General features: G+C 63.7%; 19 protein-coding genes. 13 read left to right on the top strand and 6 right to left on the bottom strand.

What is annotated here, in order from left to right:
- The first annotated feature begins 23 nt into the window (after positions 1–23).
- From BMZ70_RS22095 to BMZ70_RS22065, 7 genes are all read left to right on the top strand, one after another.
- Complete coding sequence (locus BMZ70_RS22095) at positions 24–293, top strand: HPr family phosphocarrier protein (RefSeq protein WP_092279464.1); 270 nt, start codon at positions 24–26, stop codon at positions 291–293.
- A 44-nt stretch (positions 294–337) separates the two neighbouring features.
- A complete protein-coding gene (gene ptsP / locus BMZ70_RS22090) occupies positions 338–2,083 on the top strand; it encodes a phosphoenolpyruvate--protein phosphotransferase (protein WP_092279585.1) in 1,746 nt (581 codons plus the stop codon).
- 109 nt (positions 2,084–2,192) lie between these two features.
- Entirely contained in the window at positions 2,193–3,308 is a 1,116-nt protein-coding gene (locus BMZ70_RS22085) for a homoserine O-succinyltransferase MetX (protein ID WP_229205539.1), read from the top strand.
- The gene (gene metW / locus BMZ70_RS22080; protein WP_092279460.1) at positions 3,305–3,907 is read left to right on the top strand and encodes a methionine biosynthesis protein MetW; all 603 of its coding nucleotides are present in this window, start codon (positions 3,305–3,307) and stop codon (positions 3,905–3,907) included. The genes BMZ70_RS22085 and metW overlap by 4 nt, the downstream gene beginning before the upstream one ends.
- On the top strand, positions 3,907–5,163 hold the full coding sequence (locus BMZ70_RS22075) for an AmpG family muropeptide MFS transporter (RefSeq protein WP_092279458.1): 1,257 nt from the start codon (positions 3,907–3,909) through the stop codon (positions 5,161–5,163). Before metW ends, BMZ70_RS22075 begins: the two co-directional genes overlap by 1 nt.
- On the top strand, positions 5,150–6,025 hold the full coding sequence (locus BMZ70_RS22070) for a M48 family metallopeptidase (protein WP_092279583.1): 876 nt from the start codon (positions 5,150–5,152) through the stop codon (positions 6,023–6,025). The genes BMZ70_RS22075 and BMZ70_RS22070 overlap by 14 nt, the downstream gene beginning before the upstream one ends.
- 1 nt (position 6,026) lies before the next feature.
- Positions 6,027–6,929, top strand: a complete 903-nt coding sequence (locus BMZ70_RS22065) for a pseudouridine synthase (protein ID WP_373922539.1) — start codon at positions 6,027–6,029, stop codon at positions 6,927–6,929.
- Positions 6,930–6,932: 3 nt separating this feature from the next.
- On the opposite strand, the gene BMZ70_RS29240 is transcribed toward BMZ70_RS22065, so the two are convergent.
- Together BMZ70_RS29240 and BMZ70_RS22055 are read right to left on the bottom strand one after the other, a co-directional pair.
- On the bottom strand, positions 6,933–9,929 hold the full coding sequence (locus BMZ70_RS29240) for a beta strand repeat-containing protein (protein ID WP_092279456.1): 2,997 nt from the start codon (positions 9,927–9,929) through the stop codon (positions 6,933–6,935).
- 147 nt (positions 9,930–10,076) lie between these two features.
- A complete protein-coding gene (locus tag BMZ70_RS22055; protein WP_092279454.1) occupies positions 10,077–10,850 on the bottom strand; it encodes an exodeoxyribonuclease III in 774 nt (257 codons plus the stop codon).
- Between the two features lie 76 nt (positions 10,851–10,926).
- Between BMZ70_RS22055 and pyrE the strand changes: the two genes are divergently transcribed.
- The 3 genes from pyrE to BMZ70_RS22040 all read left to right on the top strand — a co-directional run bounded on the left by pyrE (position 10,927) and on the right by BMZ70_RS22040 (position 12,893).
- Complete coding sequence (gene pyrE, locus BMZ70_RS22050; protein ID WP_373922538.1) at positions 10,927–11,604, top strand: orotate phosphoribosyltransferase; 678 nt, start codon at positions 10,927–10,929, stop codon at positions 11,602–11,604.
- 75 nt (positions 11,605–11,679) lie between these two features.
- A complete protein-coding gene (locus BMZ70_RS22045) occupies positions 11,680–12,051 on the top strand; it encodes a hypothetical protein (protein ID WP_092279450.1) in 372 nt (123 codons plus the stop codon).
- Complete coding sequence (locus tag BMZ70_RS22040) at positions 12,051–12,893, top strand: alpha/beta fold hydrolase (protein ID WP_092279448.1); 843 nt, start codon at positions 12,051–12,053, stop codon at positions 12,891–12,893. The genes BMZ70_RS22045 and BMZ70_RS22040 overlap by 1 nt, the downstream gene beginning before the upstream one ends.
- On the opposite strand, the gene BMZ70_RS22035 is transcribed toward BMZ70_RS22040, so the two are convergent.
- Positions 12,847–14,166 carry an ATP-binding protein gene (locus BMZ70_RS22035; protein ID WP_092279446.1) on the bottom strand — a complete coding sequence of 440 codons (1,320 nt, stop codon included), beginning with the start codon at positions 14,164–14,166 and terminating at the stop codon, positions 12,847–12,849. The genes BMZ70_RS22040 and BMZ70_RS22035 overlap by 47 nt on opposite strands.
- A complete protein-coding gene (locus BMZ70_RS22030) occupies positions 14,163–14,840 on the bottom strand; it encodes a response regulator (RefSeq protein ID WP_092279444.1) in 678 nt (225 codons plus the stop codon). Before BMZ70_RS22030 ends, BMZ70_RS22035 begins: the two co-directional genes overlap by 4 nt.
- A gap of 193 nt (positions 14,841–15,033) precedes the next feature.
- Between BMZ70_RS22030 and BMZ70_RS22025 the strand changes: the two genes are divergently transcribed.
- Genes BMZ70_RS22025 through BMZ70_RS22015 form a run of 3 tightly spaced genes read left to right on the top strand, consistent with a single transcriptional unit; the run spans position 15,034 to position 17,066 of the window.
- The gene (locus BMZ70_RS22025; protein WP_092279442.1) at positions 15,034–15,612 is read left to right on the top strand and encodes an outer membrane beta-barrel protein; all 579 of its coding nucleotides are present in this window, start codon (positions 15,034–15,036) and stop codon (positions 15,610–15,612) included.
- A gap of 7 nt (positions 15,613–15,619) precedes the next feature.
- Positions 15,620–16,381 carry a MipA/OmpV family protein gene (locus BMZ70_RS22020; protein WP_092279440.1) on the top strand — a complete coding sequence of 254 codons (762 nt, stop codon included), beginning with the start codon at positions 15,620–15,622 and terminating at the stop codon, positions 16,379–16,381.
- Position 16,382: 1 nt separating this feature from the next.
- On the top strand, positions 16,383–17,066 hold the full coding sequence (locus tag BMZ70_RS22015; RefSeq protein WP_092279438.1) for a hypothetical protein: 684 nt from the start codon (positions 16,383–16,385) through the stop codon (positions 17,064–17,066).
- A gap of 72 nt (positions 17,067–17,138) precedes the next feature.
- Here the strand turns inward: BMZ70_RS22015 and BMZ70_RS22010 are convergent, their stop codons facing one another.
- Both BMZ70_RS22010 and BMZ70_RS22005 read right to left on the bottom strand, forming a co-directional pair.
- Positions 17,139–18,395 carry a M56 family metallopeptidase gene (locus tag BMZ70_RS22010; protein WP_092279436.1) on the bottom strand — a complete coding sequence of 419 codons (1,257 nt, stop codon included), beginning with the start codon at positions 18,393–18,395 and terminating at the stop codon, positions 17,139–17,141.
- Entirely contained in the window at positions 18,392–18,763 is a 372-nt protein-coding gene (locus BMZ70_RS22005) for a BlaI/MecI/CopY family transcriptional regulator (RefSeq protein ID WP_092279434.1), read from the bottom strand. Before BMZ70_RS22005 ends, BMZ70_RS22010 begins: the two co-directional genes overlap by 4 nt.
- Positions 18,764–18,799: the final 36 nt, after the last annotated feature.

Genomic DNA, 18,799 nt, shown 5'->3' with positions numbered 1-18,799 from the left:
ACTCTGATTGAGATAAAAGAAAAATGATTCAGCAAGAACTCGAAATTATTAACAAGCTTGGTTTGCATGCGCGCGCTTCCGCCAAATTCACCCAACTGGCAGCAAAATACAAAAGCGATGTCTGGCTGACGCGTAACGCGCGCCGCATCAACGCCAAGTCCATCATGGGCGTGATGATGCTGGCGGCCGGCAAGGGCGCCAAAGTCCTGCTGGAAGCCGACGGCGACGACGAAGGCGATTGCATCGCCGCCCTGAGCGCGCTGGTCAACGACAAGTTCGGCGAAGGCGAGTAATGCCTGCGGAGCGCAGCCGTCCCCGTTTCCCGGCAGGCCAGCCGATGGCCTCCTTCACTTTGCACGGCATTCCGGTCTCGCGCGGTATCGCGATCGGCCGCGCCCACCTGTTGGCGCCGGCGGCGCTGGACGTCAAGCACTACCTGGTGGCGGAAGAGCAGGTCGAGGCCGAGGTCGCGCGCCTGCAGCAGGCGCTGGCCGCCGTGCACAAGGAACTGCAAACCCTGTGGAATGAGCTGCCCAAGGACGCCCCGACGGAACTGGGCGCGTTCATCGACGTGCATGCGCTGATCTTGTCCGACCCGATGATCTCGGAAGCGCCGCTCGACATCATCCGCACCCGCCACTACAACGCCGAATGGGCGCTGCTGACCCAGATCGACGAGCTGTCGGCGCAGTTCGACGAAATCGAAGACGCTTACCTGCGCGAGCGCAAGGCCGACATCCAGCAGGTGGCTGAGCGCGTGCTCAAGGTGCTGATGGGCACCGAGCAAATGCTGCCCAAGGCCGACGGCGGCGAGGACGGATTCCAGCCGCAGATGATCATCGTCGCGCACGATATTTCGCCGGCCGACATGCTGCAGTTCCGCGACCGCTCCTTCATCGGTTTCGTCACCGACGTCGGCGGCCAGAACTCGCACACCGCCATCGTCGCGCGTTCGCTCGACATTCCGGCGGTGGTCGGCATGTCCGGCGCCTCCACCCTGGTCGAACAGGATGACTGGCTGATCATCGACGGCGACGCCGGCGTGGTGATCGCCAATCCGAGCCCGCTGGTGCTGGAGCAGTACCGCGAGCGCCAACTGGCCGCCGCGCGCGTGCGCAAAAAACTCCAGAAGCTCAAGAAGACCCCGGCCATTACCAAGGACGGCACCGAGATCACGCTGCTGGCCAACATCGAACTGCCGGACGATTGCCCGGCCGCGATGGAGGCCGGCGCCAACGGTGTGGGCCTGTTCCGGTCCGAATTCCTGTTCATGGGCCGCAACAGCAAGATCCCGTCGGAGGACGAGCAGTTCGAGCAGTACAAGAAAGCCGTGGTGGCGATGAAGGGCCGCCCGGTGACCATCCGTACTTTGGACATCGGCGCCGACAAGCCGCTGGACCAGAGCGAGCAGACCGCGCTCAATCCGGCGCTGGGCCTGCGGGCGATCCGCTACTGCCTGGCCGAGCCGCAAATTTTCCTGACCCAGCTGCGCGCCATCCTGCGCGCCTCGGCGTTCGGCAAGGTGCGCATCCTGATCCCGATGCTGGCGCATGCGTTCGAGATCGACCAGTCGCTGGCGATGGTGGCGCAGGCCAAGGCCGAGCTGCGCGAAAAGAATATCAAGTTCGATGATGATGTCGATGTCGGCGCCATGATCGAAATCCCGGCGGCGGCGCTGGCGCTGCCGATGTTCGTCAAGCGCATGGACTTCCTGTCGATCGGCACCAATGACCTGATCCAGTACACGCTGGCCATTGACCGGGTTGATTATGAGGTCGCACACCTTTACAATCCGCTGCATCCGGCTGTGCTGCAATTGATCTCGATGACGATTGCGGCCGGGCATAAAGCCGGGATCGACGTCGCCGTGTGCGGCGAAATGGCGGGGGATGTCAAATTGACACGCCTGCTGCTGGGCATGGGATTGCGGGAATTCTCGATGCATCCGGCCCAACTGCTCTCGGTCAAGCAGGAAATCCTGAACAGCGACCTTGCGCGCATCATGCCGCAAACCCGCAAGATCATGCGCTCGATGGAACCCAACGTAATTGCAGACGCGGTCGAACAATTGCAGTTGATGTAAATCGGCGGGACCCATCATTCGCGGTCCCGCCTTGATAGATGGCCCGTGGGGCCGCCCCATAAAAACTAAACCAACAATGTCATCCCTGGGATACGTTAAGCCGCAAACCATGCATTTTGCCGAGCCCCTGCTCCTGCAAAGCGGCGCGTCGCTGCGCGACTATATGCTGATGTACGAAACCTACGGCACCCTGAACGCCGACAAATCCAACGCGGTGCTGGTGTGCCACGCGCTGAACGCTTCGCACCACGTGGCCGGCGAATACGAAGGCCAGCCGAAAAGCACCGGCTGGTGGGACAATATGGTCGGTCCGGGCAAGCCGCTGGATACCGACAAATTCTTTGTGATCGGGATTAACAACCTGGGCTCGTGCTTTGGCTCGACCGGTCCTATGCACGCCAATCCGGCCACCGGCAAACCATACGGCGCCGCCTTCCCTGTCGTGACGGTGGAGGACTGGGTGGCCGCACAGGCGCGCCTGGCCGATGCGCTGGGCATCAGGCAGTTCGCCGCCGTCATGGGCGGTTCGCTGGGCGGCATGCAGGCGCTGTCGTGGTCCATCATGTACCCCGAGCGCTTGCGCCACTGCGTGGTGATCGCCTCGACCGCCAAGCTGTCGGCGCAAAACATCGCCTTCAACGACGTGGCGCGGCAGGCGATTCTGTCGGACCCGGATTACCACGGCGGCGATTTCTATGCACACGGCGTGGTGCCGAAGAACGGCCTGCGCGTGGCGCGCATGGTCGGCCACATCACCTATCTGTCGGACGACGACATGGCCGAGAAGTTCGGCCGCAAGCTGCGCGACGTGGCCGAAAGCGGCGACTACAAATTCGACTTCGGCGTCGATTTCGAAATCGAATCCTACCTGCGCTACCAGGGCGACAAGTTCAGCGAATACTTCGACGCCAACACCTACCTGCTGATCACCAAGGCGCTCGATTACTTCGACCCGGCGCGCCTGCATGGCGGCGATCTGGCCAAGACTTTGGCTGGCACCAAGGCCAAGTTCTTCCTGGCTTCCTTCACCACCGACTGGCGCTTCTCACCGGAGCGCAGCCGCGAGATCGTGCAGGCGCTGGTCAGCAACCGCCGCCAGGTGACCTACGCGGAAATCGATGCGCCGCACGGCCACGACGCGTTCCTGCTGGAGGACCCGCGCTACATGAACATGGTGCGCGCCTATTACGGCCAGGTGTGGAACGAGATCGGGGGCAAGGTATGAACTTTAATGAATTGAGCGCGGAGCGCCCGGACCTGGCGTTTATCGCGCACTGGATCGGCGACAAGTCGCACGTGCTGGACCTTGGTTGCGGCAAGGGCGTGATGATGGACTATCTGCAGAGCGACAAGCAATGCACCGGCTACGGCATCGAGCTGGCCGACGATGAAGTGCTGGCCAGCACCCAGCGCGGCGTGCGCGTGATCCAGCAGGACATGGAAAACGGGCTGGCGCTGTTCGGCGACAACACCTTCGACACGGTGCTGTGCCTGTCCTCGCTGCAGATGATGAAGCACGTCGAAGCGCTGTTGCGCGACATCGTCCGCGTCGGCAAGGAGGCCATCGTCTCGTTCCCCAACTTCGCTTATTGGCCGCACCGCGTGGCTCTGCTCAAGGGCCGCATGCCGGTGTCGGAATCGCTGCCGTACGAATGGTACGACACGCCCAACCTGCGTTGCGCCACCATCACGGATTTCCGTGATCTGGCGGAGGAGTGCGGCCTGGAAGTGATTGAATGTGTAGCGCTGGCAGAGGGGAAGCGTGTATCCTTCCTGCCTAACCTGCGCGGCGACTTGGCCGTATTCCGACTACGAAAAAAATAATGACGCAAAAAACGCCCTGGACCAGCTACATCAACGGACGCACCGTTTCCATCCTGTTCCTGGGCTTTAGCTCCGGGCTTCCGCTGTACACGCTGATCTACCTGATGCAGGCGTGGCTGGCGAAGTCCGGGTTGGATGTCAAAGCGCTCGGCCTGTTCGGGCTGGCGATGTTCCCCTACACCTTCAAGTTCCTGTGGGCGCCGTTCATGGACCGCTACACCGTGCTGCCGCTGGGCCGCCGGCGCGGCTGGATGGCGCTGACCCAGCTGGCGCTGTTCGCCTTCATCGGCGGGCTAGGCATGCTGGACCCGAAACTGGAACTGTCGATGATCGCCGTCACCGTGTTCCTGATCGCCTTCCTGTCGGCCAGCCAGGACGTGGTGATCGACGCCTATCGCCGCGAAATCCTGGCGGATGAAGAGCAGGGCCTGGGCGCAGCCATCATCGTCAATGCCTACAAGGCCGCCGCCCTGATTCCAAGCGCGCTCGGTCTGGTGATGGCGGACAGCCAGCCGTGGCAGATCGTGTTCTGGACCGTGGCCGCGTTCATGTTGCCGGGCCTGGTGTGCACGCTGCTGGCGAAAGAGCCGACGCTGTACGGCCAGCCGCCGAAAAACCTGCAAGAGGCGGTGGTGCTGCCGTTCCAGGAGTTCATCAAGCGCGATGGCATCCAGCAGGCATTGTTGATCATCGCCTTCGTGCTGCTGTACAAAATCGGCGATACCATGTCGACTGCGCTATCGACCAAATTCTTCCTCGATACCGGTTTCACCACCAGGCAAATCGGCCTCGCGGCCAACGCCACCGGCTGGTGGGCGGCGCTGGCCGGCGGCGCGGTGGGCGGCATCTGGATGATCAAGCTCGGTATCAACCGCGCGCTGTGGGTGTTCGGCGTGCTGCAAGCGCTGGCCATCCTCGGTTTCGCGTGGCTGGCCAAGGTTGGCCCGGATCCGGTGCTGCTGAGCGCAGTCTACGGTTTCGAGGCGTTTGCCAGCCCCGGACTGGGCGCGGCCGCGCTGGTGGCTTTCATGTCGCGCGCCACCGATCCGCGCTACACGGCCACCCAGTATGCGCTGTTTTCCAGCCTGGCTGCGGTGCCGCGCACATTCATTAATTCCTCGGTAGGGTATATTGTTGCCGAAACCGGCTGGTTCTGGTTCTTTATCGTATGCTTCATCCTTGCCTTCCCCGCAATGATGATGCTGCCCAAAATCGCCCCGTGGAATAGTGGACATGATGGACATGAAAAACCTTAAATTGAAAGCCGTCCTGCTGGCGCTGCTGGTCAGCGCCGCAGCACTGGCGCAGGACGACGGTATTCCGGTCTCCAAGCTGTCGCGCATGCGCGGCCTGGCCGGCGCCGACGCCGCGCAATTCGACCAGCAGTCGAAGCTGCAGTACAACCAGATGCTGTCCGAGGCGCACAAGAAGGATGCCGTCGCCACCGACACCAATCCGCAACTGATCCGCCTGCGCGCCATCGCCAAGCGCATCATCCCTTTTGCCTCGCGCTGGAATCCGGAAGCGGCCAAATGGGATTGGCAGGTCAACCTGCTGCGCTCCGACACCGTCAACGCCTTCTGCATGCCGGGCGGCCGCATCGCCTTCTACAACGGCATTCTCGTGAAACTGAACCTGACCGACGATGAGGTGGCGATGGTGATGGGCCACGAAATTGCCCACGCGCTGCGCGAGCACGCGCGCGAGCAGGCCGGCAAGAACAATGTCACCTCGCTGCTGGGCCGCGTGGCCGGCGCCGCCGGTGCTGCTTACTTTGGCCTCGATCCGCGACTCGGCGATGCGGTCGGCAACGGCGCCGCCAGGCTGGCGTCGCTGAAGTTCTCGCGTGAGGACGAAACCGAGGCCGACCTGGTCGGCATGGACCTGGCGGCGCGCGCCGGTTTCGATCCGCGCGCCGGCATCGCGCTGTGGCAGAAGATGGGGGCGGTGAACAAGAACCAGCCGATCAGCTTCCTGTCGACCCACCCGGCCGGCAAGGATCGCATCGACGAGATGAACGCCAATATGCATCTGGTGCTGCCGGTGTTCGCGCGCGCCAAGGGCCTCGATCCGAACAAGCTGCCGCCTTACCGCTCGATCGCGCTGCCGAAGTCCTGACATGCCGCGTGCCATGCTACCTGCGCCGCTGCCCATGCGCGACGGCGTCGCGCCCAGCTATCTGTATCTGCCGGAGGGCGACTGGCCCGACTTGATCAGCTTTCTGGTGGTCCGCTTCCCGGACGTGAGCGAGGCCGCGTGGCGCGAGCGCATGGCGCGCGGCGACGTGGTCGATAACGATGGCACGCCGCTCACGCCAACCAGCCGCTTCAAGCGCGGCCTGCGCATGTTCTACTACCGTGAGCTGGAACAGCCGGAGACGCCGATCCCATTCAAGGAAGAGATCCTGCATCTGGATGACCATCTGGTGGTGGTGGACAAGCCGCACTTCCTGCCGGTGATTCCATCCGGCCGCTTCCTGCACGAGACCTTGCTGGTGCGCCTGCGCAAAACGCTGGGCGAGGAGGACCTCGTCCCCATCCATCGGCTGGACAGGGAAACGGCCGGCGTGGTGATCTTCTCGCGCAACGCCGCCAGCCGTGGCGTGTACCAATCGATGTTCCAGAAGCGCGTGATCGACAAGGAGTACGAAGCGCTGGCGCCGCGCCTTGAGGGTGTGACGTTTCCCTTCACCTATCGCAGCCGCATGGTGGAGGGCGACAAGTTCTTCGTCATGAGGGAAGTGGAGGGCGAGCCGAATTCGGAAACCCTGATCGATGTAATCGAACAGCGCGGCGAGCTTACTTTGTACCGGCTGTATCCGCACACCGGCCGCCAGCACCAGCTGCGCGTGCACCTGTCTTCACTCGGCGTGCCGATCGTGAACGACGCCTTCTATCCGGTGGCCCTGCCGTGCAAGCAGGACGACGTGTCGCAGCCCTTGCAGCTGCTGGCGCGCGCCATCAGCTTCATCGATCCCCTGAGCGGCGAATGGCGCGAGTTCCGTTCGCGCCGCAGCTTGTAAGCCTCAGGCGGTGAAGGTATCCAGCGTGACGTCGATGGTGTTGGCGATCAGCACCACGACCGTGCCGTCACCGCCACTCACGGTATTCTTGTAGATTTCGTAGGCGCCGGAAGTGCCCGTGTGCGCCCAAACCAGGCTTTCCAGCGTCATCGTCGTTGCGCCGCCACCGCTGTCGTTGACGGTCAACTGGTCGCTGTCGGTCAGGTTGTGCACCGAGGCGGAAGTGAGGATGTTCATGTGGCCGGTGCCGTCGGAGCCGAAGTCGATAATGTCGATGCCGCTGGAGCTGCCCAACGCTGTTCCCAGCGTGAAGCTGCCGTCGAATTCCAGGATCAGCGTGTCGGTGCCGCTGCCGGCTGCCAGCACGGCGCCGGTCAGCGACGTCAGCGTGATGGAGTCGGTGCCGCTGCCGGTGGTGATGTGGGCATTGCTGTCGGCTTCCACCACGTTGGTGCCGCCGCCGGTGACCACGGTGGAGCTGGCGCGGGTGATGATGGCGGAATTGGCGCCGGTGGTGATGATGTCGCCGTCGCCGCCCGCGACCAATGCGTGCGCGCCGACCGTGATGGTGTCGGCGCCGCTGCCGCCGAATACGGTGGTGTAGTCATCGCTGGCGTGGCTGTAGGTGACGCCGCCGTCGGCCAGGTAATAGACGGGATTGGTCGCGCTGAGGGCGTTGAAGGTCGAGATGTTGCCGGCCGTGTCGGACAGGCGCAGGCCGTAGTTGTTGCCCAGCGAGGCGGAGATGCCGGCCAGGGACCAGGTGGAATAGTCAGCGTTGACGTAGGTGGTCTCGGCCTGGACCCAGGTGACGCCGTGGTCGAAGGTGACTTCAACGAATTCCTCCGCCACGTCGGTCGTGCCCATGACCAGGCCTTCAATGCTGCTGTCGCCGCTGCTGAAGCTTTCCGGTACGCCGTGGGCCACGGCGGTCGGCGCCAGGGTATCGATCACCAGCGTCTTGCCGATGCTGGTGTGGGCGCTGTCGACGCCGTCCACGGTCTGCCATACCTGGATCTGGCCGGCAGTGTAGGTGCCGTCTTCGAGGTCGAAGCCATCGCCGCTGCCCAGATAGGTGGTGCCATTCACGCTGTAGTGCCATTCGGTCAGCGGGGCGCCGGTCACGCTGATGCGGGTGTTGCTGGTGACGCCGTCATTGTGGGCGTCCGAGCCGCTGTCGGTGTCCCAGGCCGGCGCGGTGTCGACGTAGTCCGCCGCCACGCTGTCGGGCGTCGAACCGCCGGCATAGGTGCCTTCGGTGGTGAAGTGCAGCAGCGGCGTGTCGCCGGTGACGCCGTCGTTGCCGGCCAGGTCGGTGACGATGGCGCCGATCACGGTGTACGAGGTGCCGCTGGTGAGTGCGCTGCTCAGGTTGATGGTCAGCTTGTTGCCGCTGGCCGCCGTACTCGACAGCGTGATTTCCTGGGAGTTGGCGCTGTTGTTATCGTCGGTGATGGTGACGATGGTGCCATCCTCGATCGCGATGTTTTCGTTGAAGGTGAAGGTCAGCTTGGTCAGGCCGGTGCTGACGCCGGTGGCGTCCTCCAGCGGCGCCGAGCTCAACATCAGGGGCACTTTGCCGTCGACGGTGACGGCGGTGGTGCCGCTGGCGGCGGCGGTGTTGCCGGCCACGTCGACGATGCGCGCGGCCAGCGTGTGGGCGCCGTCGGCCATCGTGTCGAGGTTGATGTCGACCGTGGTGCGCGCGGTCGGATTGAATTTGCTGATGGTGAAGTAGTCGTCGCCGTAGTACAGGTCGGCGTCCAGGATCACGTAACTGCCCACCACCGCCGAGCTGTGGCTGGTGTCGACGATCTGGATGGTGTCGCCGGCGTGGAAGCCGTGCAGGCCGGCCACGTTCAGCGTGACCTTGCTGGCGCTGCGGGTAATGCCGTCGGTGGCGGACGGGCCGGTGTCGCTGCCTTCCGCCAGCGTCAGCGCATGGCCGGCCAGCGACACGGTGCTGGTGATCAGCTTGTAGTCGGCCGAGGCCACGCCGCTGGTGTTGCCGGCGGTGTCGATCACGCGCGCCTGCACTTCATTGGCGCCGCTCTTCAGGTTGACGGTGCCGGTGGTGTGCCAGCTGCCGGCGCTGGCGCTGGCGTTGATCCAGTTGGCGCCGCCGTCGACCGATACTTGCAGGGTGTAGCCGGCCAGCAGCGAGCCGCTGTAGCTGCCGCTGATGGTCTGGGCGGCGGTCTTGGTGATCAGGTCGGTGCTGCTGGTGCCGGTGTCGGCGGAAAAACTGAAGCTGCTGCTGACGTCGATCTCGACCGCGTGGCTGTTGTACACATAGGTATGGCTGGCGGTGCCGCTGCTGCCGCCGCTGGTGTTGCCGATGCGCGCCAGCAGGGTGCCGTCGAGGGCGTCGCCGGCGCCGTCGGTCAGGTTGTCGAGGTCGATCTCGCCGGTGTAGCTCCAGGTCTTGGCGCTGGCGTTGACGGTGGCCTTGTGCCAGCTGGCGCCGTTGTCCAGCGACACCTGCACGAAGTCGCTGGCGCCCAGGGTGCCGGTGTAGGTGCCGGTCATCACCTGGCTGGCCGAGGCGGTGATGTAGTCGCTGCTGCTGGTGCCGGTGTCGGTGAAGTGGAGCGTGGACCCGATCACCGCCGACGGCGTCGGGACGGTGGCGGCGCTGCCGCTGGCGGTGAATTTGAACAGGTTGGGCGAACTGATGCGGGCAATGCCATCGTCGCTGTCGTCGATCACGGTGCCGCCGCTCATGGTGATGCTGTAGTTGAGGCCGTTCTTCAGCGGCGTGCTCAGGTGGATCGTGATGTTCTGGCCGCTGTAGGTAAGCGCGCTGTCGCTGGCATCGAGCGCACGCTGATCGCTGGCGTTGACGATGCGGGTGCGCAGGCCGCCGTCGCTGAGAAAGGTTTGGCCATAGCCATCGCTGACCACGATGCTGCCATCGCCGGCAAATACATTGCGGTCGAAATGCAGGACGATGGTGGAGTTGTCGGACGAGGAAACGGACAGCAGGGCAGGCGAGGTCATGGCGTTTTCAGGGTTATCCTAAGCGAAGCGCCAATGATAACAATGAAACACAGATATTTCCATTTAGTAAATATCATAAACCCCAATTTGTGCAGCGATACAACGAACTCGCCGCGCCCGGCGGGGCAGGCGCGGCGGAGTGGGGACTTACACCGCGCCGTACTCGATGGTCAGCGGGGCGTGGTCGGAGAACTTTTCGTCCTTGTAGATGGCCACGGCGGTGGCCTTGGCGGCGATGCCGGGGGTGGCCACGTGGTAGTCGATGCGCCAGCCCACGTTCTTGGCGTAGGCCTGGCCGCGGTTGCTCCACCAGGTGTACTGTTCCTCGCGCGGGTCGAGGCCGCGATGGACGTCGACGTAGCCCACTTCGTCGAAGATGCGGGTCATCCACTCGCGCTCTTCCGGCAGGAAGCCGGAATTCTTCTTGTTGCCCTTCCAGTTCTTCAGGTCGATTTCCTTGTGGGCGATGTTCCAGTCGCCGCAGATCACCACTTCGCGGCCTTCGGCGTGCAGCGCCTGCAGGTGCGGCAGGAACAGGTCCATGAAGCGGAACTTGGCTTCCTGGCGCTCCGGGCCGGACGAGCCGGACGGGCAGTAGACCGAAATCACGGTCAGCTTGCCGAAGTCGCAGCGCACGTAGCGGCCTTCCGCGTCGAACTCGGGCGAGCCGAAACCGATCACCACGCGGTCCGGTTCGATCTTGCTGTAGACGCCGGTGCCGGAGTAGCCCTTCTTCTCGGCGTAGTGGAAGTGGCCGTGGTAGCCGCCCGGATTGAGGAATTCCGGCGTCATGTCCGGCGCTTGCGCCTTCAGTTCTTGCACGCAGACGAAGTCGGCGTCCTGCCTGGCCATCCAGGTGAAGAAGCCCTTGGAGGCGGCGGAGCGGATGCCATTCAGGTTGGCGGAGATGATTTTTGGCATAGAAGATTGGGGGCAGAAAATACGGAATGCGCTAGTGTAGCGGTAAAATACCGGCACTTTACAGAAATGAGGCAACATGATGAGCAATACCACTTCCCTGCGCCAGGAATTTATCCAGTTTTCGGTCAACTCCGGTGTGCTGCGCTTCGGCGAATTCACCACCAAGGCGGGCCGCCAGTCGCCGTACTTCTTCAACGCCGGCCTGTTCCATGACGGCGCCACGCTGGCGCAGGTAGCGCAGTTCTACGCGCAAACCCTGCTGGACTCGGGCGTGCAGTTTGACATGCTGTTCGGCCCGGCCTACAAGGGCATCACGCTGGCCTCGGCCACCGCCGTGGCGCTGGCCGGCAAAGGCCGCAACACCTCGTTCGCCTTCAACCGCAAGGAAGCCAAGGACCACGGCGAAGGCGGCACCATCGTCGGCGCCAAGCTGCAGGGCAAGGTGGTGATCATTGACGACGTGATCTCGGCCGGCACCTCGGTGCGCGAATCGGTGGAAATGATCCGCGCCGCCGGCGCCGAGCCTTGCGCCGTGCTGATCGCGCTGGACCGCATGGAGCGCGGCGGCAAGGACGGCCAGATCTCCGACCTGTCGGCGGTGCAGGAGGTGACCCAGAAGTATGGCATTCCGGTCATCTCGATCGGCAACCTGGACGACCTGTTCGGCTTCCTCAACGGCGCCGGCGCCGATCCGCAGCTGGCGCAGCACAAGGATGCGGTGGCCGCTTACCGCACCCGCTACGGGATTGTTTAATTAGCTATATTGCTAGACTTTGAAATTTCTATGGTGTAACCTTATTTTTGGTAGGAGACCCAAAGAAGGTAGACCATGAATATTGCAACACTCAAGGTACACGGCGACGACGACGGTCTGGCAGACATCCGCGATGGCCTGCCGACCGAACCGCACGGCGACTGGCAAAAGGGCGACGTCAAGCCCGATGGCCGCGTGCGCATCGATTCCGGTTTTTATGTGGCCATCGGCACCGAGCAAGACCCCAACGAACTGCTCAAGCAGATCCGTTTCTATCTCGGCGAATGCAGTGCGCGCGGCATCCATTTCGAACGTTCCGATGTCGATGCCGAGCTGCGCATATCCTTCCCTTGCGATCAGGGCGCGTCGACGCCGAGCATCGATTTCTCGCTGGCTGACATGACCATGCTGGTCGAGATGGGCATCAACCTGAGCATCACCGCCTGATGCGTTTTTCCGAGGACCGGCTGACCGAGTTCGCCGCAGCGCAGGGCGTGCTGCGGCGCGTTCACGTGTGGCAGCCGGCCGCGCCGCGCGCGGTGATCCTGGCGATCCACGGCGGCATGGCGCATGGCGGCGACTACGTCACGCCGGCGCTGTATTTCCGCCAGCACGGCATTGCCACCGTGGCCTACGACTTGTGCGGCCACCAGGATGCGCGCCGGGTCGACATCCCCGGCTTTGCCACCTTCCTCGATGACAGCCTGCTGTTCCTGCAGTGGGTCAAGCAGCAGTATCCGGGCTTGCCGATTTACGTGATGGGCCATTCGATGGGCGCGCTGATCGCCACTCATCTGGGCCTGGGCCATTTCGCCGGCGAGACCGCGATCAAGGGCTACATCCTGTCGTCGCCGTACTACGTGAATGCGATCAAAGTATCGCCAGTGCTGCTGGCGCTGGCCGGCGTGCTGGAAGCACTGGCGCCGCGCATGAAAGTGCCGCTGGCGTCGCTGACCGATCAACTGACCCACGACAGCGCCATCACCGCGCGCCATCACGACGACGAACGCGATGGCATCCGCGCCACCGAAATCACAGTCCGTTTCGGCAATGCGCTGACCAAGGCCCAGCAAGGGCTGGCGGCGCGCATGCCGTCGTGGACTGCGCCACTGTTCGCGGTGGTGGCCGGCGCCGACCAACTGGCCGACGCCGATGCGGCTGAAGCGATGCTGAAGTCCGTCCCCGCATCGCTGCTGACCTACCAGCGCTACCCGCAAAACTTCCACGAAAACTTCAACGAGCTCAATCGCGAGCAGATCTTTGCCGACATCCTGCAATGGATGCAGTAAAACGAGCGCCGCCCAGCGGTGACTCATCGATGACAATTTCGCCGCCGTGCAGCGCGATCGCACGCGCGGCAATCGACAGCCCCAATCCATACCCGCCCGCAGCGTGATCGGCTTCGCGCGCGAGACGGTAGAACGGTTCGAACACGCGCGTGCGCGCTTCCGGCGGAATGCCGGGGCCATCATCTTCAATCACGATACGTAGCTGCTCGTCGCGCACGGCGGTCAGCGTGATGCGCGACTGTGCGTACTTGGCGGCGTTGCCCAGCAGGTTGTGGATGGCGCGCGCCAGCAGGCGCGGGTCGCCATGCAGTTCGCCGAGGCCGGGAGCAATGCTGGCGCTGAAGTGCTGCGAACCGGGCGGCGTGCAGGATTGCAGCAGCGGCGCCAGCGCAAAAGGCTGGCGCGGCATGGCGTGCGCATGATCGAGCTGCGTCAGGCTGAGTAGTTCGTCGACCAGCGCTTTCAGTTCGCCGACATCGATTTCCATCGCATCCAGCCGCTTGAGCAGCGCTTCGTCGTTGCCGGTGTGGCGGTCGCGCAGCAGTTCCAGCCCGAACTCCAGCCGCGCAATCGGTGTGCGCAATTCGTGCGAAACCGAATGCAGCAGGTGCTTGCGCGCTTCCAGCAATGCGGCGATGCGTTCGGCCATGTCGTTGATGCGTCCTGCCAGCGGTGCGATGCTGGCGCTAGCTGTGGCAGCGGCGCGCGCAGCGAGGTTGCCGCGTCCGAAATCGTCCGCCACCTGCGACAGCGCCTGCAGGTCGCGCCAGTGCGCGCGCGACCACCATCCGATCGGCACCAGCAGGAACAAGGCGATGACGGCAAAGCGTATCGCCTCCATACGTAGCGCGTCGCCGATGTTGATGGGCAGGTGCTGGGCGTGGATCACATCGTCGTCGCTGCCGATGTAGCGCGCGCCGCTGGTGTCGACGCGGCGGTAGTAGGCCTTGCCAGCAACGTCCATCACCACCTCGCCGCGCAACAGGGCGTCGTGCCGGCCCGAGGGCAGGGCGGACAGCGCCGATTGCAGCGGCAGCAGTTCCAGCGCCACGTCGGATACTTCGCGCACCTTGTTCAGGCGTGCCAGCCATTCGTCGGCGGGGGCCTGGTCGATGTACTGCTCCAGCAGGAAGATCTGGCCTGCAGACTGGCTGCGCGCGATCTGTTCCAGCGGATCGCCGGACAGCAAGCGGAAGGTGAAGTAGATCACGCCGCTGGCCAGTGTCATGGCCAGCAGCACCAGCACCGCGAAGCGCCGGAAGATACGGTTCATTCCCACGCCGACGGGCTGAACAGATAGCCTTCGCCCCATACGGTCTTGATGCGCTCCGTGCCGCCGTCGCCGAACTTGCGGCGCAGGCGCGAGATGCAGTTGTCGATGCTGCGATCCAGGCCGTCGAATTCGATGCCGCGCATCTTCACCAGAATATCGTTACGCGACATGACCTTGCCGGAAGCGTCAGCCAGGATCAGGAACAGTTTGAATTCGGCGCTGTTCATCGGCACCTCCCGTCCGCGCCAGAACACGGCGCGGTTCTCGCGCGAGATGCGCAGCTGGCCGATGACGATGTCGCTGCCGGCGGCACTGGCGCCGCGCCGCTGCAAGGCGCGCAGGCGTGCCAGCAGCACGCGCGGCTGCACCGGCTTGTTGACGTAGTCGTCGGCGCCTTGTTCAAGGCCCGAGACTTCGTCGAAGCTGTCTTCGCGCGCGGTGAGGATGAGGATCGGCACGGCGCTCAGTTGGCGCAGCTGGTGGCATACCACCAGGCCGTCGATGCCGGGCAGCGTCAGGTCGAGGATGACGAGGTCGGGCTGGGTGTCGCGGAAGCGTTCCAGCGCAAGGTCGCCACGGCCGACCACATCGACCTGGTAGTCGTAGCCGTCGAGGTATTCCTTGACCAGCGCGGCCAACCGCGCATCATCTTCCACCAGCATTACACGCTGCATTGCATCTCCTGTTTGGAACGCCATTGTAGTGGAGCGCGCGGCGGATGTGGCATTTTCGACAATCAGGTACATCTGCGTACACTTTTTATACAAATGCGCCCTACAAATTGCGGACAATTCTGCGACAGATCGCGGCGGATTACGGCGAGGGCTTTTCCTAACATGGAGGCTCTTACATCAACCGGAATCCGACATGAACAAATTTTTTTACAGCACACTGATCGCTCTTGCCTCCTGCTCGCTGGCGCGTGCCGAGGATGCCTACATCGGCGTTGACGTCGGCTCGTTCGGCAAAGGAAGCATTACTTATGCTAACGACGGCGTGACTACGGTGCGCAACGGTAACGAGCGCCACGCGGCGATCGGCGTGTTCGCCGGCTATGCGCTGTCGCCGTCGTGGGCGCTGGAAGCTGGTTATCGTGGCATCGGCGACGAAAAGTCGTTTGCGCTGGAGCAGGGCTATGAACTGAAGACGCGCACGCGCATGGGATACATCGCGGCGCGCAATACGTGGCAGCTGAGCGAGGACTGGGCGCTGTATGGCAAGGTGGGCGTGGCGCAGGGCCGTTTCAATGCCGGCATCCACGGCAAGGACGCGCCGGCGGCAGGGACGGTGAAAAAGAATGGCCTGTATCTGGCCTTGGGCGCCGCCTACATGGTCAGCAAGGATGTGTCGCTGCAGCTGGAACTGGAACATACGGACAAACTCAAACAGCAAGGACTGAGTGCATCGATGGATAAAGTATCGCTCGGTGTGCGCGTCGGTTTTTAAGGAAGACATGACCAAGCTATTCCCACTCATATTATTGCCGCTGTGCGGCCTGGCTGCGGGCGGTGACAGCAATCTACCGATGATGCCGGACGGCAGCCGGGATATGTATGTGGGCGTGGCGCTGGCCACCAGCAGCGCCGCGGCCGCCGGCGAGAATCGCCCGGTGTTGCTGCGGCCCTTGCTGCAAGTGGAGTGGAGCAATGGCGTGTTCGTGTCGGCCAGCGGGGTAGTGGGCATCAACTTTTCGCCGACGGCGGCTGTGGAATATGGGCCGCTGCTGGCCGCCAGTAATTCACGCGATCCCGGTGATAACCATCGCCTGCGCGGCTCGCACGCCATCGATGGCACGCTGGATGCAGGCGGTTATTTCAATTACTACCTTGGCGACGATACGCGGCTGACGTCGCGCGTCCTGTACGACACCAGTGCCCACGGCTTGCGCGGCGATGTGGGCGTGCAGAAAAGCTGGAGCGGCCTTGTGCCGCATCACACCTTCGCGCTGTCTGCCGGGGTATCGCTGGCCGGGGCGCCGGTGATGCGCGAGCGGTACCAGGTGTTGCGTGCTGCGGGTGGACCGCGCGACTACACGCCGTCGGGCGGCGTCGCTGCGTTCAATGCAGGCGCCAACTGGAACTGGGCCTTGAGCAGCCAGTGGCTGCTCACCAGCGGCGCGACGGCGATACGGCTGGGCGCAGGGCCGGCGGCCAGCCCGGTGGTCGAGCGCCGCAGTTTCCTCAGCGTGTACAGCGGTCTCGCTTACCGCTTCTGACATGCTGCGCCGCGCCTTCCTCCTCTGTCTTGCATGGTTGCCGTCCCTCGTCCACGCGCAGGAGGATACGGACTGGATCGCGTATCGCGACGCCTATCGCCAGATGATCTGGTTTGAAAAATACGGTAAGCCCAAGCAGTTCCTGCAAAGTCATTTTCGCCTGCGTCCACGCAACAAGAGCGTTGCGATGGAAGGATTGCGGCTCACCCTGAGCAGCAAGACAGCGCAAGTGTCGCTGACGCTCGATGCGCTGGGACGCGCCGTGCTTCCGTTCTCCAAGGCCGCGTATGACGACAACGCGGAGCTGTTGATCAACCGTAAACCGGGCCAGTTGACGGCTGGGCCCTGGGTGTCAATCGTGACGCGGCCAGATGGCGTCTATGCGGCGGCAGACTTGCGTGCCGCCTGCGAGCAGTTGCTGGCCTATCTGCGATTTGGCGGCGAGGCAAGCGGCAAGAACTGCGTCGGCGTCCAGTTCTCTTACCTGAAGACGGACGCGGTGCAGGTGCAGTTCCGCGCCAGCAGCGGTACGGTAAACGCGCTGACGGCGAAGGAAGGGCCAGCGTTTGCGGGAGATGTGATGCAGGGCTTTCGGGTGTTCGTCTATCGCTTCGCGGCGTTGCCGGAGGCGGGGCAGGTGGTCACCAGCGCCACGCCGCTGGCGATCGCCGCGCTGCTGGAATAGCTTTACGCGGCACCGGAACAGCGCCGCCGCCCGACCCGGTATCGGCGGCGCTGGACCGGCGCGCTTGAGGAGTTACTCCAGCGTCCAGACGTACTGCACTTTTTGCTTGGTGTCGATCGGCTTGCCGGCTTTGGTGGCAGGCTTGAACTGGCATTTGCTGATGCCGGTGCGCGCCGCTTCGTCGAGGTCCGGGTGGCCGCTGGTGCGGATCACGCTGGAGTCCTTGACCTTGCCGTCCTTGCCCACCTTGAATTCCAGGCTGACGGTGCCGGTGCGGTTGGCGGCGATGGCGCCGTCGGGCCATACCGGCTTGGCGCAGCTGTTGAAGTCGACCAGCGCTGACTTGTAGTTGGACGCGCTTTTGTCGGCGGCGGTGGCCTGTGCGTAGACCGACAGGCAAGCCACGGCGACGCCCAGCATGGCGACGGCGGCTTTCCAGTTCAGGGCTTGCGGCGCGGGGCGCAGCAGGTGTTGGATGCGTTGCATGAGATTTCCTCCATTGGCCGCTTGGGCCAGTTGATGATGTGAGAACCGGAGCCGCTCCAGTTCTGATAAGGCAAGGGCCAGGCGCCGCGGTTCGCCGAGCTGACTTGCTGCGATTTCGTCTGCGATCAATTCCCGTTCGACGCGGATACGGTTCGACAGCCACCAAACAGCAGGGTGATAGAACAGCAGCGTCTCAATCATGTTTTGCAGCAGGTTGACCAGGTAATCGTGACGCTTGATGTGCGCCATTTCGTGTGCGAGCAGGGCTTGCAGCAGATCGGGCGGCATGCCGCCGATGAGCGCTGCCGGCACCAGTACCACCGGCCGCCACCAGCCTGCGGTGACGGGGCTGGCCAGCGTATCGATCACGCGCAGGCCCACGGCGCGCGTGATGCCGAAGTGGTGGGCCAGTTGCGCCAGTTCGCGCTCCCAGCGCTGCTGGCCGGGATGGCTGGCCGGTTGGCGGCTGACGCGATCTATCCACAGCAGTCCCGCCATCATGCGCAGCGCCAGCGCAGCGGCGCACAGCGCCCACAGGCTGACGATGTAGCGCAGCGCATCGCGCAGGTTGAACCACGCCTCATCGTCGCTGATCTCGCCGGCGGTCCAGGGCAGAACATTGATGCCGCCGCTGGCGGTCGTATCGCCGGCAAGGCGCTGCCACAATTCCAGCGCCGGCCAGCACAGGCAGGCCAGCAGGGCGACGCAGGCGATCAGGTAGCGGTATTCGGCGCGGCTGTTGCGCAGCAGTGCCAGCGCGATGGCGGCGCCGCAGCCCAGCAGCAGGCCTTGCCACAGGAAGTGCATCAGCGTCAGGCCGAGGGCGAAGATGAAGGTGCTCATTTGTTCTCTTCCTTCAGCAGCTTTTCGATTTCGGCGCGCTCTTTTTTCGAGATGCCGTTGCGCAGGGCGGCCAGCACCAGCGCCTTGGCCGAACCGGCGAAGGCTTTCTGCACCAGGTCTTTCAGCAGGGAGGATTGCAGCGCATCCTGCGCTTGCGCCGGCGCGTAGATGTGGGAGCGCTGGCTTTCGTCGCGCGTCAGGATGCCCTTGGTGTGCATGATCTGCATCAGGCGCAGCACCGCGCTGTAGGCGAGGTCCGGTTTATCGGCCTGCATGGCCTCATGGACTTGCTTGGCCGTGGCGGAACCAAGCGGCCATAGGGCTTGCAGCAGTTCGAGTTCTGCGGCGGTCGGCTTCGGAATACTCATGGCGTCTCCCTGGATGCGGTAGACGTAGAATATTCT

Origin of the sequence: Duganella sp. CF402 (assembly GCF_900109645.1) — a bacterium.
GTDB lineage: Bacteria > Pseudomonadota > Gammaproteobacteria > Burkholderiales > Burkholderiaceae_D > Rugamonas.
The sequence above is the reverse complement of the archived record's forward strand: the minus strand, read 5'-3'. Positions and strand labels throughout refer to the sequence as shown.